The 14,784-nt window shown below is 70.8% G+C and carries 11 protein-coding genes; 4 read left to right on the forward strand and 7 right to left on the reverse strand.

Annotation, left to right across the window (positions count from 1 at the left end; genetic code table 11):
- Position 1: 1 nt before the first annotated feature.
- Genes EP26_RS12225 through bchF form a run of 7 tightly spaced genes read right to left on the reverse strand, consistent with a single transcriptional unit; the run spans position 2 to position 9,941 of the window.
- Entirely contained in the window at positions 2–1,414 is a 1,413-nt protein-coding gene (locus EP26_RS12225; RefSeq protein WP_043338846.1) for a BCD family MFS transporter, read from the reverse strand.
- Positions 1,411–2,106, reverse strand: a complete 696-nt coding sequence (gene bchM, locus EP26_RS12230) for a magnesium protoporphyrin IX methyltransferase (protein ID WP_043338847.1) — start codon at positions 2,104–2,106, stop codon at positions 1,411–1,413. Before bchM ends, EP26_RS12225 begins: the two co-directional genes overlap by 4 nt.
- Positions 2,106–3,020, reverse strand: a complete 915-nt coding sequence (gene bchL / locus EP26_RS12235; protein WP_043338848.1) for a ferredoxin:protochlorophyllide reductase (ATP-dependent) iron-sulfur ATP-binding protein — start codon at positions 3,018–3,020, stop codon at positions 2,106–2,108. Before bchL ends, bchM begins: the two co-directional genes overlap by 1 nt.
- Entirely contained in the window at positions 3,017–6,619 is a 3,603-nt protein-coding gene (locus EP26_RS12240; RefSeq protein WP_043338850.1) for a magnesium chelatase subunit H, read from the reverse strand. Before EP26_RS12240 ends, bchL begins: the two co-directional genes overlap by 4 nt.
- Complete coding sequence (gene bchB / locus EP26_RS12245) at positions 6,594–8,108, reverse strand: ferredoxin:protochlorophyllide reductase (ATP-dependent) subunit B (protein WP_043338851.1); 1,515 nt, start codon at positions 8,106–8,108, stop codon at positions 6,594–6,596. The genes EP26_RS12240 and bchB overlap by 26 nt, the downstream gene beginning before the upstream one ends.
- Before the next feature lie 4 nt (positions 8,109–8,112).
- Complete coding sequence (locus tag EP26_RS12250) at positions 8,113–9,390, reverse strand: ferredoxin:protochlorophyllide reductase (ATP-dependent) subunit N (RefSeq protein WP_043338852.1); 1,278 nt, start codon at positions 9,388–9,390, stop codon at positions 8,113–8,115.
- Positions 9,387–9,941, reverse strand: coding sequence for a 2-vinyl bacteriochlorophyllide hydratase (gene bchF / locus EP26_RS12255; RefSeq protein WP_456303876.1), 555 nt, complete (start codon positions 9,939–9,941; stop codon positions 9,387–9,389). The genes EP26_RS12250 and bchF overlap by 4 nt, the downstream gene beginning before the upstream one ends.
- A 479-nt stretch (positions 9,942–10,420) precedes the next feature.
- Between bchF and EP26_RS12260 the strand changes: the two genes are divergently transcribed.
- The 4 genes from EP26_RS12260 (at position 10,421) to EP26_RS12275 (ending at position 14,769) form a co-directional block, all read left to right on the forward strand.
- Complete coding sequence (locus EP26_RS12260; RefSeq protein WP_052389101.1) at positions 10,421–11,092, forward strand: cobalamin B12-binding domain-containing protein; 672 nt, start codon at positions 10,421–10,423, stop codon at positions 11,090–11,092.
- A 65-nt stretch (positions 11,093–11,157) separates the two neighbouring features.
- Positions 11,158–12,585 (forward strand): transcriptional regulator PpsR, encoded by a 1,428-nt coding sequence (gene ppsR / locus EP26_RS12265; protein ID WP_043338854.1) that lies wholly within the window; start codon positions 11,158–11,160, stop codon positions 12,583–12,585.
- A 4-nt stretch (positions 12,586–12,589) separates the two neighbouring features.
- Entirely contained in the window at positions 12,590–13,477 is an 888-nt protein-coding gene (gene chlG, locus EP26_RS12270) for a chlorophyll synthase ChlG (protein ID WP_043338855.1), read from the forward strand.
- The gene (locus EP26_RS12275; RefSeq protein ID WP_043338856.1) at positions 13,474–14,769 is read left to right on the forward strand and encodes a BCD family MFS transporter; all 1,296 of its coding nucleotides are present in this window, start codon (positions 13,474–13,476) and stop codon (positions 14,767–14,769) included. The genes chlG and EP26_RS12275 overlap by 4 nt, the downstream gene beginning before the upstream one ends.
- The last annotated feature ends 15 nt before the right edge of the window (positions 14,770–14,784 follow it).

Raw genomic sequence — 14,784 nt, forward strand, 5'->3', positions numbered from 1 at the left:
GCTAGCTGGGCGACCCGGCGAGGCCGAGCGAGGGTGTGGGCCGCGGCCGGGCGACGCTCACGAGCGGGCCGATCACGGCGATGGTGGCGAAGAGCAGCACGATCTCCAGCAGGTAGACCGCGCCATAGCCGGTGGCGGCGACGGTGAGCGTCGTGCCGAGGCCGCCATGCATGGCGAATTCCGAGACGAGATCGCGCAGCACGCCGCCGGCGGCGACGGCGCCGCCTGCGCAACTCGCCTGCACTGCGCCCCAGGCACCGAGCGCGAGGCCGGCCTGGCCGCTGCGGGCGAGGTCCATGCAGGCCGTCAGCGTGCCGACGGTGAAGAGGCCGCTGCCCAGGCCGATCGCCACCGTGCCGAGACCGAAGGCGACGGCGCTGTCGAGAGGGGCGGCGAAGATGACGCCGGCGAATCCCGTGGCGCCGACGAGGGCGCCGAAGCCGGCGATGCGGTGCGGGTCCGCGCCACGGCCGAGGCCGCGCGCTGCCATGGCGAAGCCAGCAATGCCGCCGCCCGCGAAGAGCGCCGTCAGCGTCGTCGTCGCGGCGACGGAGAGGCCGAGAATCTGGCCGCCATAGGGCTCAAGCAGGATGTCCTGCATGCTGAAGGCGGCGGAGCCGAGGCCGATGGCGGCGAGGCGGCGTGTCCAGCGGCCCTCGCCGCGCAGGCGGCGCCAGGAGTCGAGGAAACCCGGCTGGGGCCGGTTGGCGCGGGTGCGGCCCGGGTCGCGCGGCTCCTGTTTCCAAAGAGCGATGCAGTTCAGCACCATCGTCAGCATGGCAGCGCCCTGTATGACCTGGATCAGGCGGAGCTGGCTGAAATGCTGCAGCAATGCGCCGAAGCCGAGGGCGCTCACCATCATGCCGAGGAGGAGCATCAACGAGAGCAGGGCGACGACGCGCGGCTGGGACTCGGGCGGGGCGAGGTCGGTGGCGAGCGCGAGGCCGACGGTCTGCGTCGTGTGCAGGCCGGCGCCGACGAGGAGGAAGGCCAACGCCGCGCCGATATGGGCGACGATGGGCGGTGCGTTGCTGTCGCCGGAGAGCAGGATCAGCGCGAAGGGCATGATCGCTAGGCCGCCGAATTGCAGCAGCGTGCCCATCCAGATGTAGGGGACGCGGCGCCAGCCGAGAGCCGAGCGGTGGTTGTCCGAGCGGTGGCCGACGAGGGCGCGGAAGGGGGCGAAGAGCAGCGGCAGCGAAACCATCGTCGCCACCAGCCAGGCGGAGACGCCAAGCTCGACGATCATCACGCGGTTCAGCGTGCCGATCAGCAGCACGGAGCCCATGCCGACCGAGACCTGGAAGAGCGAGAGGCGCAGCAGACGGCCGAGGGGGAGTTCGGCCGAGGCGGCGTCGGCGAAGGGGAGGAATTCGGGGCTGAGCCTGGTCCAGGCGCGGGTCATGCGGCTCATGCGCGGCGCACCTCCAGGGCTTGGGAGATGTAGAAACCGGCGGCGATGCGCCGGCTGCGGCCGGGCTGCCAGCCGGGGAGGCCGACGGTGACGAGGCGCGCGAGGCGGCGCTCGGCGACGGGCTCGATAGCGGGCGAGCGGTCGCCGCGTGGGAAGAACTGGCCGATGGCGTGCATCGCCGCGAGCAGCGGGGTGCGCGGAGCGAAGGTGAGCAGCATCGAATGGCGGGTACGGGCGGCAAGGCCGGCGAGCACCGCCATGACATCGGGCGCCTTGTAGTGGATCAGGCTGTCCATGGCGACGACGTGGTCGAACTCGCCAAGGGCGGGGTCCTGCATGTCGCCGGTGCGGAAGTCGACATGGCCGGCGCCGGTGTTGCCGGCGGCGCGCTCGGCGGCAAGCGCCACCAGGGTCGGCGAGAGGTCGATCGCCGTGACATGGGCACCACGGCGGGCTGCCTCCACCGCCAGCGCGCCGGTGCCGCAGCCGGCATCGAGCAGGCGGCGGCCGGTGAGGTCGTCCGGCAGGTAGGAGAGCAGAGTGGCGCGCATGGAGTCGCGGCCGGCGCGGACGGTGGCGCGGACGCGGCCGACCGGCGCAGTGGAAGTGAGGCGCGCCCAGGCCTCGGCCGCGGTGCGGTCGAAATAGGTTTCGAGCTCGCCGCGGCGGGCGGTGTAGGTGCTGCTCGGCATCAGTCGAATCCCAGCAGGTCGAAGATGTCGCGGTCCTTCATCGGCGAGGCGCTGAGGGCCTCCGTACCGGCCCAGAGATTGGCGGCGAGGCGAAGGTATTCTTCCTGCACCGCCACTAGCTCCGGCGTCGGGTCCATCTCGAAGAGGGTGGACTTCTTCAGGCGGGAGCGGCGGATGACGTCGAGGTCGGGGAAATGCGCGAGCGTCTGCATCCCCGTCACGGCGTTGAACTTGTCGATCTGGTCGGTCGCCGCGCTGCGGTTGACGATGACGCCGCCGAGCCGGACGTCGTAATTCTTCGACTTGGCCTTGATGGCGGCGACGATGCGGTTCATGGCGAAGATGCTGTCGAAGTCGTTGGCGGCGACGATGATGCCGCGGTCGGCATGCTGGAGGGGCGCCGCGAAGCCGCCGCAGACCACGTCGCCGAGCACGTCGAAGATCACCACGTCGGTGTCTTCCAGCAGGCGGTGCTCCTTCAGCAGCTTCACCGTCTGGCCGACGACATAGCCGCCGCAGCCGGTGCCGGCTGGCGGGCCGCCGGCCTCGACGCACATCACGCCGTTATAGCCCTCGAAGACGAAATCCTCGGGGCGCAGCTCCTCCGAGTGGAAGTCGACGGTCTCGAGCACGTCGATCACCGTGGGGATCAGGCTCTTGGTCAGGGTGAAGGTGCTGTCGTGCTTCGGGTCGCAGCCGATCTGGAGGACGCGCTTGCCGAGCTTCGAGAAGGCGACGGAGAGGTTGGAGCTGGTGGTGCTCTTGCCGATGCCGCCCTTGCCGTAGACGGAGAAAACCTTGGCGCTGCCGATGGTCATTGCCGGGTCCAGGTGGACCTGCAGGCTGCCCTCGCCGTCCATCCGGGCGGGGACCGGGCGGCGGTGGAGGGCGGCATGCGGCGTCTCGATTCTCATGCGGCCATCTCCACGGTGATGCCTTCGAGCCGGTCCTCCAGCTCCTCGCCGGCCTGGCGCAGGGCGTCGAGCACGGTCTGGTCGGGCGACCAGTAGCGGCGCTCATGCGCTTCCAGCAGGCGGTTCGCTATCTTGGCCGAGGCGGTCGGGTTCAGCGCGGCCAGGCGTTCGCGCATCACGGCGTCGAGCACGAAGGTCTCGGTGAGCTGCTGGTAGACCCAGGGGTCGACCTCGCCGGTCGTCGCGGACCAGCCTAGGGTGTTCGTCACCTGCGCCTCGATCTGGCGGACGCCCTCGTAACCATGGGAGAGCAGCGCCTCGTACCATTTCGGGTTGAGGGCGCGGGTGCGGGTCTCGAGCGCGACCTGCTCGGAAAGGGTGCGGACGGCGCCGTCGCCGCGCGTCTGGTCGCCGATATAGATCGAGGCGCTGGTGCCGCGGGCGCGCTTCACCGCGCGGCTGATGCCGCCGAGCGTGTCGAAATAGTGGTCCACGGTGGTGACGCCGAGCTCGACGGAATCGAGGTTCTGGTAGGTGACCTCGACGCTGGCGAGCACATGGGCGAGGACGGCGGCGTGGCGGACGGGCTTGCCGTTGACGCCATAGGCGAAGCCCTTGCGGCGCTCATAGGCGTCGGCGAGCTCGTCCTCGTCGGTCCAGGCGCCGTTGCCGACCAGCTGGTTGACGTTGGCGCCGTAGGCGCCGTCGGCATTGCCGAAGACGCGGAGCGCGGCTTCCGTCATCGACCCGCCATGCGTGGCCTGGAAGGCGAGGGCGTGCTTGCGGATGTAGTTGCGCGTGGGGGCTTCGTCGGCTTCGGCGGCGAGGAGGGCGGCTTCGGCGAGCAGGCGGGTCTGCAAGGGGAGCAGGTCGCGGAAGATGCCGGAGAGGGTGACGACGACATCGATGCGCGGGCGGCCGAGCGTCTCCAACGGCAGGAGCTGGGCGCCGCAGAGGCGGCCGTAGCTGTCGAAGCGCGGGGCAGCGCCCATCAGCCAAAGCGCCTGAGCGATGGGGCCACCCTCGGTCTTCAGGTTGTCGGTGCCCCAAAGGACGAGGGCGACGGTCTCGGGCAGGGCGTTGCCATCCGCCGCGTGGCGGGCGAGCAGGCGGTCGGCCTGGCGGGCGCCGTCCTGCACGGCGAAGGCGCTCGGGATGCGGAAGGGGTCGAAGCCGTGCAGGTTGCGGCCGGTAGGCAGCACCTCCGTGGTGCGGAGCAGGTCGCCGCCGGGGGCGGGGTGGAGGTAGCCGGCATCGAGCGCGTGCAGGAGGGCGGGGATTTCGTGGTCCTTGGCGAGCAGCGCGTCGAGGATGGCGCGGCGCTCGGGCTCCATCACCCCGGCGGCGTCGAGCATGGCGGCGCGGTCGGTGGCATTGGGCGGCTCGCCGATGACGTGGAGGCCGTAGGGGATCAGCGTCTCCTTCAGCGCGAGGAGTTCGCGGCCGAGGGCGAGGATGGTGGCGTCGGCGTCGGTCCAGGCCTGTTCGGCCGTGGCGAGGTCGACGGCGGCGGCCTGGGCCTGGATCAGCGTGGCGAGCGCGGCTTGCTGGTCGGGGTCGCTGCCGGGCTCCAGCGCGCGCCAGCGGTCGATGGAGGCCTTGAGGTCCAGCAGGCCGCGGTAGAGGCCGGCATGGGCGACGGGCGGGCTCAGGTAGCTGATCAGCGCGGCGCCGGCGCGGCGCTTGGCGATGGTGCCCTCGGACGGGTTGTTGCTGGCGTAGAAGTAGAAATTCGGCAGGTCGCCGATCAGCCGGTCGGGCCAGCACTCGGCGGACATGCCGGCCTGCTTGCCGGGCATGAATTCCAGCGCACCATGGGTGCCGAAATGCAGCACGGCATGGGCGGCGAAATCCTCGCGGATCCAGCGATAGAAGGTGCTGAAGGCGTGGGTCGGGACGAAGCCGTGCTCGAAGAGCAGGCGCATCGGGTCGCCCTCATAGCCGAAGGCGGGCTGGATGCCGATGAAGACATTGCCGAGCCGGAGGCCGAGCACGTAGATGCCGGCGCCGTCGGTTTGCAGCTTGCCCGGGGCGGGGCCCCATTGCGCCTCGATCTCGGGGAGGAAGATTTCGCGGCGGAGGATATCCTCGGTCGGGACGCGGAGCGCGACATTGGCATCCGTGCCGTAGCGGGCGCGGTTGCCGTCGAGGATCATGCGACGGAGGTCGTCGGCCGTTGCGGGGACATCTAGCGTGTAGCCGGCGTCGCGCAGGCCGGTCAGCGTGTGGTGGAGCGAGGCAAAGACGCCGAGATAGGCGGCCGTGCCGGTCGCGCCGCTGTTCGGCGGGAAGTTGAAGAGGATGATGGCGAGCTTGCGGGCCGCGCGCTCGGCCCGGCGCAGTTCGACGAGCCTGGCGATACGGGCGGCGAGCATGGCGGCGCGCTCGGGATGGGCGGCCATCTCATGCGCGGTATCGCCATCTGCCGTACCGGTGCGGCCGCCGAAGGTCATCGGCCAGATGCCGCCGTCGAGCTCGGGCAGGGCGACCATCATCGTAGCCTCGACCGGCAGCAGGCCGCGGGCATCGGCCTGCCATTGCTCCATCGTCTGGAATTCCAGCGGGTGGGCGGCGATGTAGGGGATGTCGAGCTGGGCGAGGATCGCCTCGGCAGCGCGGGCGTCGTTGTAGGCGGGGCCGCCGACAAGGGAAAAGCCGGTGAGCGAGACCAGCGCATCGATGCAGGCAACGCCATCCTTTAGAAAGTAGCGCTCGATTGCGGGGCGCGAGTCGAGGCCGCTGGCGAAGGCGGGGATGACACGGAGGCCGCGGGCCTCGAGCGCCGCGATGACGCCGGCATAGTGGGCGGCGTTGTTGGCCAGCACGTAGGAGCGAAGGATCAGCAGGCCGACGGTGCCATTGGTGCCTGCGGCCGGAAGGTCCTCGGCGCGCTCGGTGATGCGGTCTGCGGCGTGGGGATGGAAGAGGCCGACCTCAGGATACTCGATGGGTGGCGCGGCGGGTTGCAGGCGGCCCTGCGGCTGCTGGCGCGGGCCGGTGGCGTAGCGGCCGACCAGCAGACGGATCATGTTGGCGAGGTTCTCCTCCGACCCTGCCAGCCAGTATTGCAGGGCGAGGAAATAGGCGCGGACGTCCTGCGCGGTGCCGGGGACGAAGCGCAGCAGCCGCGGCAGCTGCCGCAGCATCTTCATCTGGTCGCGGCCGCTGCTCTGGCCGCCGGGCTTGCGGTTGCCGCGCAGGCGCTTGAGCATGCCCATCACGCCCGTCGCCTCGGCATCCATACGGAAGCGGCCGATGCGGGTGAGGCGCATCACCTCGCCGGCGGAGAGCAGGCCGAGCATGGCGTCGCAGCTCTCGCGCCGCGCCGCCAGCGCGGGGAGGACGGCGCGGATATGGTCCTCGAGGAAAAGCATCGAGGCGATGACGATGTCGCCGCTAGCGATGTCCGCATGGCAGGCGGCGAGCGCCACCTCGTCAGAGCCCCATTGGTCGGCGGCGTGGACCACCAGCGTCAGGCCCGGCAGCTCACGCCGCAGCGCCGTCACCGCATGCATCACCGCGCCGGACAGGTGGCTGTCCATCGTGACGATGACCACCCGCAGGGGAATGGCGCTAACGGCTGAAATGGGCTTTGGCATCGTAGAGCGCCTCGAGGGTGATGGTGCCGATGCTGCGTTCGGTGGCGTAGCGCTCCGTGTTCCTGCGGGCCTTGCCGCGGACGAAGAAGGGGATCTTGCCGAGTTCGCGCTCGGCCTCGGCGGTCCAGGTGAGGGTCGCCGGGAGGGTGGGCGTCGCGGTGGCGGCGGCCGCACCGAGATGGGAGGGGGCGGCATCCGCCTGGAACTCGAAATCCTCGCGGAACATGCCGAGCAGGTGTTCCTCGAGGCCCATCATCAGCGGGTGGACCCAGGTGTCGAAGAGGACATTGGCGCCCTCGAAGCCCATCTGCGGCGAATAGCGCGCCGGGTAGTCCTGCACATGGACGGGGGCGGAGATGACGGCGCAGGGGATGCCGAGGCGCTTCGCGGTGTGGCGCTCCATCTGGGTGCCGAGGATGAGCTCGGGCTGGGCGGCCTGGATCGAGGCCTCGACGGCGAGGTAGTCGTCGGAGATCGTCGCCTCGATGCCGTGGGCCTTCGCGGCGTCACGCAGTTCGCGGGCCTGCTCGCGGGCGTAGCTGCCGAGGCCAACCAGGGTGAAGCCGAGTTCCTCGGTCGCCACGCGGGCGGCGGCAAGAGCGTGTGTGGCATCGCCGAAGACGAAGACGCGCTTGCCGGTGAGGTAGTTCGAATCGACGGAGCGCGAGTACCAGGCGGAGCGCGACGATTCGGCGGCGAGGATCGGGGCGGGGTCGATGCCGGCCAGCGCCGCGACCTCGGCGATGAATTCGCGGGTGGCATTGAGGCCAATGGGGATGGTCTTCGTCGCCGGCTGCGCATGGGCGCGGGCGAGCCAGGCGGCGGCGGGGCCAGCGGTCTCGGGATAGAGGACGACGTTGAAATCGGCCTCGCCGAGACGGGTAAGGTCGGCCGGCGTCGCGCCGAGCGGGGCGGTGACGTTGATCGTGATGCCCATGCGCTCCAGCAGGCTGGTGATCTCGCGGAGGTCGTCGCGATGGCGGAAGCCGAGGGCGGTGGGGCCGAGGATGTTGCAGCTCGGCGCGCGGCCCGCAGGGCGCGGCGCGGGCGGGGCGCAGAGGCCGCGGACCAGGCGGTAGAAGGTCTCGGCGGCGCCCCAATTCTCCTTCTTCTGGTAGCTCGGCAGTTCCAGCGGGATGACCGGGATCGGCAGGCCAAGGGCGCGAGCGAGGCCGCCCGGGTCGTCCTGGATCAGCTCCGCGGTGCAGGAGGCGCCGACGATCATCGCCTGTGGCTGGAAGCGGCGGAAGGCGTCGCTGGCGGCGGATTTGAACAGCTCCGCCGTGTCGCCGCCGAGGTCGCGCGCCTGGAAGGTGGTGTAGGTGACGGGCGGGCGGGCGCCGCGCCGCTCGATCATGGTGAAGAGCAGATCGGCATAGGTGTCGCCCTGCGGCGCGTGCAGCACGTAATGCAGCCCCTGCATCGCCGTGGCGACGCGCATCGCGCCGATATGCGGGGGACCCTCATAGGTCCAGATGGCGAGCTGCATGCCGCTACACCATCAGCCGCATGCGGCGGTCGAGCGGGCGGGCGAAGAGCGCGGCGAGGTCGCCGGCCTGGTCGTAGCCCTGGATCGGGGTGAAGACCAGCTCGATCGACCACTTGGTGGTGAAGCCTTCCGCCTCCAGCGGATTGGCAAGGCCGAGCCCGCAGACGACGAGGTCGGGCCGGGCGGCGCGGCAGCGGTCGAGCTGGCTATCGACATCGCCGCCTTCGCTCAGCGTGGCGCCGGTGGGGAGCAGGGCGAGCTCCTCGGCGAGGTGCTGACGATGGAGATAGGGCGTGCCGATCTCGACCGGCTGCATGTCCAGTTCGCGGGCGAGGAAGCGGGCGAGCGGGATCTCGAGCTGGCTGTCGGGGAAGAAGGTGATGCGGCGGCCGGCGAGCAGGGCGCGGTGGCGGGCGATGGCGGTGCGGGCGCGCTGCTCGCCGATCGCCGTCACCTCGCGGAAGCGGGCGGCGGGGACGTCCCAGGCCTCGGCGGCGGCGCGGAGCCAGGCGGTGGTGCCCTCGGCGCCGAGCGGAAAGGGCGCGGCGAGGCGGCGGGCGCCATGCTCCTCCAGCAGCCGCGCCGTCTCGGCGAGGAAGGGCTGGGCGAGGAGGAAGCGCGTGCCGGGGCCGATGCCGGGAAGGTCCGCGGCGCGGCGTGGCGGCAGGAAGGCGACAGGGCCGATACCGAGCGCCTCGAACTGGCGGCGCATCTGGTCCTCGACGACTTCGGCAAGGGCGCCGACCACGAGCAGGCTGGGCGCCGGGTCGGCGCGCATCTCGGGGACGAGGGCGGCGAGGCAGGCATCCTCGCCCTGGGTGAAGGTCGTCTCGATGCCGCTGCCGGAGTAATTCAGCACGCGGACGCCGGGGGCATGGGTGGCATTGAGCCGCTGCGCGGCGCGCGAGAGGTCGAGCTTGATGACCTCCGACGGGCAGGAGCCGACGAGGAAGAGCAGGCGGATGTCGGGGCGGCGGGCGAGGAGCTGGGCGACGACGCGGTCGAGCTCCTCATTGGCATCCGTCATGCCGGCGAGGTCGCGCTCCTCCATGATGGCGGTGGCGAAGCGCGGCTCGGCGAAGATCATGACGCCCGCTGCGGACTGCATGAGATGGGCGCAGGTGCGCGAGCCGACGACGAGGAAGAAGGCGTCCTGGATCTTGCGGTGCAGCCAGATGATGCCGGTGAGGCCGCAGAAGACCTCGCGCTGGCCGCGCTCCCGCAGCACCGGCGCCTCGGTGCAGCCGGCAGCCGGGGCGTGGGCGAGCGCGGCGGCGCTCACTTGGAATAGCCCAGTGCGGTCGGCCAGGCGGCTTCGTCGCGGCGGGCGGCGCGCAGCTTCAGCAGGAATTGCGCGGCGTTGATGACGTAGGAGGCGTAAGCCGCGAGCGCCAGCAGCATCAGGTCGTGCGTGTCGCCGATGCCGGCGGCGAGCGCCACGATATAGGCCGTGTGCAGCGCGAGGACGAGCATGCTGAACACGTCCTCCCAGAAGAAGGCGCGGGCGAAGAGATAGCGGCCGAAGACGACCTTCTCCCAGATCGAGCCGGTGACCATGATGGCGTAGAGCACGGCGGTCTTCGCCAGGATGGAGAGGGTGGCGGCTTGGTAGCCCTCGCCCGTCGCCAGGTAGTTCAGCACCAGGGCGAGGCTGACGAGGAAGACGCCGAACTGCACAGGCGCGAGGATGCCCTGGACCAGGGTCCAGCCGGTGGCGTCGCGGCGGCGGCGCTCTTCGACTGTGTAGAGGGGAGCGCGGCGGGTGCGGGCACCCTGTCGGCCGGATGCCGTGCCCCAGGGGCAGGCATCAATAGAATCGATGAGTCGAGCCACGACGCCGATTGTAAACATTGCTTGACAACCCTCTGCTCAGAAGGTCCGCTGAGGAACCAGTTCGAAAGCAATGCCGGTCGGGACGCTGGAGTTTTTCGAAACTATTTGCGCCGCCTGCCTGCATCGTTCTTGAACCGGCTGCCCTCCCGTTGCGTGACGCTCAGTGAAGGGAGGCTAGGGCTGCCGGCTGACGAGTGTCAAGCTCGATTGACGTAAAGACAGATTGACATCCATTCGGGCCGGAGCCGATAGTTTTCGGCGGGAGACAACCAATGGCCGCCATGGGACAAACTGCCGGCTCCAGCCTGCGTCGGAACCTGGCCAGGGCCCTTGCGGAAGCCGGCGCAGACCCGGCTCCGCGCCCCCCCCTCGCCGAACCGCAACGTCCGGGCCATTCTCCTCGCTTCGGCGACGCGCTGGCGGCGGAGGTGATTCCTCGGCTCCGCCTAGCGCATGCCGTCCAGTCGAGGAGCCTTACCTTGGCCGACACGGTCCCCATCGATGCGCTCGGCGCCATGCTGCTGCGGCACGACAACGCCTCGGCCGCGGCCTATGTCGAGGCGCTGTACCTGTCGGGCATGACGGTGGAGGACATCTATCTCGACCTGCTGGCACCGACCGCCCGGCTGCTCGGGCAGTTCTGGGCCGATGACGTATGCGACTTCGCCACGGTAACCCTCGGGCTCGCGCAGCTCCGCCGCATCCGCGAGAGCCTCGTGGCGCATCTGGTGAAGGGCGCGCAGCCGCTGCGCGCAGCCGGGCACAGCGTGCTGCTGGCGCCGGTGCCGGGTGAGCAGCATGTCTTCGGCCTCGAGATGGTGGCGGATTTCTTCCGCCGTGCCGGGTGGCAGGCGCAGTCCGTGCCGATCCGCTCGATCAGCGACCTGACCGGCATGCTGCGGCGGGTGCATGTCGACATTCTCGGCCTGACGCTGGGCTCGACGCAGCGGATGGACCTGCTGGCGGTGACCATCCGCAAGGCACGCCAGGCCTCGCGGCACCGCGGCATGGCGGTGATGGTGGGGGGGCCGGCCTTCGTCGGCCACCCAGAGTATGCGGCATTGGTCGGGGCGGATGCCACCGCGACCGATGCGAGGGAGGCGCCGATCCAGGCGGCGCGGCTGCTGCGCTTGTTGGCGGAGCGCGGGTGAGGCAAGGTCCGGCGAAAATTCCAGGGAGGAATCGTCCTCATATCCAGTGAAGGAATCGCCCGCCCGTGAAGGCGTTCAAGGCTCCGAAGACATCGCTGGGCAATCTCGATGCGGAAGCCGCCGCAATCCTGATTACCGCAGCGGCGGATATCGCCCTCATCATCGATGAGCATGGCGTCATCCGCGATGTTGCCTTCAACAGTGAAGACCTCGCCGCCGAGATGGAGGGGGAGGAAAGCTGGCTCGGCCAGCCCTGGCTCGACACCGTGGCCGAGGACAGCCGGCCGAAGGTGGAGGCCATGCTGAAGGATGTCGCCGACCGCGCGCTGCCGCGCTGGCGGCACATCAACCAGGGTGCGGGCGGGGGCGGCTCCGTGCCAATCCTCTTCTCGACGGTGCGGGTCGGCGAGGGCGGCCGCGTCGTCGCCTTCGGGCGGGACCTCCGCCCGCTCTCGGTCCTGCAGCAGAGGCTGGTCGAGGCGCAGCAGTCGATCGACCGCGACTATGCCCGGCTGCGTCATGCCGAGACGCGCTACCGCATGCTGTTCCAGCTCTGGACGGAGCCGGTGCTGATCCTCGACGCGGCGACGCTCGGCGTGCTGGAGGCGAACCGCGCAGCCGACCAGCTGTTCGGGCGCGGCAAGAAGGGAGCGCCGCGGGTCTTCCTCGACATTTTCGGCGAGCGCGCGCGGGACCGCATCCAAGTGATGCTGGCGGGCATGCGGGCGACCGGGCGGGCCGAGGACGTGCCGGCGCTGCTGCAGGAGGATGGGCGGGAGGTGCTGGTCTCGGCCACGCCCTTCCGGCAGGAGAATGCGAGCCTCGTCCTGGTGCGGCTGACCTATCCGCAAGGCGAGGCGGGGGCGGTGGTACTGCCGCGCGCCAAGTCGAAGATGCTGCGGCTGGTCGAGAGCGTGCCGGATGCCTTCGTCGTCACCGAGCAGGACGGGCGCATCGTCACCGCCAATGCCGCCTTCATCGAGATGGCGCAGCTCGGCGCCGAGGAGCAGGCGGTGGGGCAGCCGCTGGAGCGCTGGCTCGGCCAGCCTGGCGTCGAGATGGAGGTGCTGACCGCCAATCTCCGCCAGCGCGGGCCGGTGCGGCTCTTCGCCACGACGCTGCGGGGCGAGTATGGCGCCACGGTGGATGTGGAGATTTCCGCCGTCACGGTGATGAACGGCTCGGGCCCCTGCTTCGGCTTCGCCATCCGCGACATCGGCACCCGCGTGACGGCGCCGGGGCGGACGGTGGGGCGGACGCCAAGGTCGGTGGAGCAGCTGACCGAACTGATCGGGCAGGTGCCGCTGAAGGAACTGGTGCGCGAGGCGACCGACGTGATCGAGCGGCTCTGCATCGAGGCGGCGCTCGAGCTGACGGGCGACAACCGGGCCTCGGCCGCGGAGATGCTCGGGCTCAGCCGGCAGAGCCTCTATGTGAAGCTCCGGCGCTACGGGCTCGGCGACCTGCCGGCCGAGAATGGCGAGATGGGATGACCGCATGAGCGACCGCGCCCTCCGCCTCGATCCTGCCGCCTGCCTCGAGCTGCTGAAGCCGATCACCTGGTTCGCGCCGATGTGGGCCTTCTCCTGCGGGGTGATCTCCGCGGGCGTGGGGGGTGCGGGGCGGTGGCATGTGATCGCGGCAGGGCTGCTGCTGACCGGGCCGCTGGTCTGCGGCACGAGCCAGGCGATCAATGACTGGTTCGACCGGCATGTCGATGCGATCAACGAGCCGGGGCGGCCGATCCCTTCGGGGCGCATCCCGGGGCGCTGGGGGCTCTATATCGCCATCGCCTGGACGCTGGTCTCGCTCGCCGTGGCGACGGTGCTCGGGGTCTGGGGGTTCGCGGCGACGGTGCTGGGGCTGGCGCTGGCCTGGGCCTATAGCGCGCCGCCGCTGCGGCTGAAGGCGAATGGCTGGTGGGGCAATGCGGCCTGCGGCGCCTGCTACGAGGGGCTGCCCTGGATCACCGGGGCGGCAGTGCTCGGGGCTGCGGCACCGGATGGGCGGGTGCTGGCGATCGCCGCGCTCTACAGCATCGGCGCGCATGGGATCATGACGCTGAACGACTTCAAGTCGGTCGAGGGCGATGCACGCATGGGCGTCGGCTCCCTGCCCGTGAAGCTCGGCGTGGAGCGGGCGGCGCAGCTGGCCTGCGTGGTGATGGCGGTGCCGCAGGTCGTGGTCGTCGCCTTGCTGCTGAGCTGGGGCAGCGCCTGGCAGGCGGCGGCCATCGGCCTGCTGCTCGCGGCGCAGCTCTGGCTGATGCAGCGGCTGCTGGCCGATCCCCGCGGCAAGGCGCCTTGGTACAACGGCACGGGCACGACGCTCTACGTGCTCGGGATGCTGTTCGCGGCCTTCGCGCTGCGGCCGGTGCTGCCGTGATCGGCTGGCTCGGTATCCTGCGCCTCGGGCTGGTGCAGACGGCGCTGGGGGCGATCGTCGTGCTGACGACATCGGCGATCAACCGGGTGATGGTGGTGGAGCTCGGCCTGCCGGCGACCATCCCCGGCCTGCTGGTGGCGCTGCATTACGCGATGCAGCTGATGCGGCCGGCAATGGGGTATGGGTCGGATACCGGTGGCAGGCGCACGCCATGGATCATCGGCGGGGTCGGCGTGCTGGGGCTGGGCGGCATCGGCGCGGCGCTGGCGACGGGGCTGATGGCCGAGTGGCGCCTCGCGGGGCTGGCGCTGGCGGCGCTGTCCTTCGTGATGATCGGGCTCGGCGTGGGCGCGGCGGGGACCTCGCTGCTGGCGCTGCTGGCCACGCGGGTGGCGCCGGCAAGGCGGGCGCCGGCGGCGACCATCGTCTGGCTGATGATGATCTTCGGCTTCATCGTGACGACGGCGCTGGCGGGGCGGTTCCTCGACCCCTTCTCGCCGGCGCGGCTGCTGGCGGTGGCGGCGGCGGTCTCGGGCCTCGCCCTGCTGGTGACGGTGCTGGCGGTCTGGGGGATGGAGCCGGCGGGGCTGCGCGCGGCGCCGGAGTGCGCGCCGCGAGGTGGCTTCCGGGCGGCGCTGGCGGAGATCTGGGGGGAGCGGCAGGCGCGGCAGTTCACCGTCTTCGTCTTCGTCTCGATGCTGGCCTACAGCGCGCAGGACCTGATCCTCGAGCCGTTCGGGGGTGTCGTTTTCGGGCTGACGCTCGGGGAGACGACGAAGCTCGCCTCGCTGCAGCATGGCGGGGTCTTCGGCGGGATGGCCCTGGTGGCGCTGCTCGGCGGGCGCCTCGGCTCGCTGAAGGGATGGACGGTGGCGGGGTGCGCCGCCTCGGCGGTGGCGCTGTTCGGGCTTGCCGGAGCCGCCGCGGTCGGTCCGGGCTGGCCGCTCGGCCTGTCCTATGTGGCGCTCGGGGCGGCGAACGGCGCGTTCGCGGCAGCGGCGATCGCCACGATGATGCAGCTCGCAGGCCAGGGACGCGGCGGGCGCGAGGGGACGCGCATGGGGCTCTGGGGCGCGGCGCAGGCCATCGCCTTCGGGCTCGGCGGGCTGGCGGGAGCCGGGGCGAGCGACCTGGCGCGCAACCTCATCGGCTCGGCACCGATGGCCTATGGCGCGGTGTTCTGCACCGAGGGCGTGCTGTTTCTCGTATCGGGCGTGCTGGCGGCAAGGATCGGCCGGGCCACGGCGCCGGGGCCTCGCCTCGGCGGGCTCGCCGCGTCGCGCAACGGATAAGAACCGGGAGGAACC

This window comes from Belnapia moabensis DSM 16746 (genome assembly GCF_000745835.1).
Classification (GTDB): domain Bacteria; phylum Pseudomonadota; class Alphaproteobacteria; order Acetobacterales; family Acetobacteraceae; genus Belnapia; species Belnapia moabensis.

Coding starts and splice junctions, on each gene's coding strand:
- EP26_RS12240 (WP_043338850.1), bottom strand. CDS start 6,619: ATGCCAAAGCCCATTTCAGCCGTTAGCGCCATTCCCCTGCGGGTGGTC.
- bchB (WP_043338851.1), bottom strand. CDS start 8,108: ATGCAGCTCGCCATCTGGACCTATGAGGGTCCCCCGCATATCGGCGCG.
- bchL (WP_043338848.1), bottom strand. CDS start 3,020: ATGAGAATCGAGACGCCGCATGCCGCCCTCCACCGCCGCCCGGTCCCC.
- bchM (WP_043338847.1), bottom strand. CDS start 2,106: ATGCCGAGCAGCACCTACACCGCCCGCCGCGGCGAGCTCGAAACCTAT.
- EP26_RS12225 (WP_043338846.1), bottom strand. CDS start 1,414: ATGAGCCGCATGACCCGCGCCTGGACCAGGCTCAGCCCCGAATTCCTC.
- chlG (WP_043338855.1), top strand. CDS start 12,590: ATGAGCGACCGCGCCCTCCGCCTCGATCCTGCCGCCTGCCTCGAGCTG.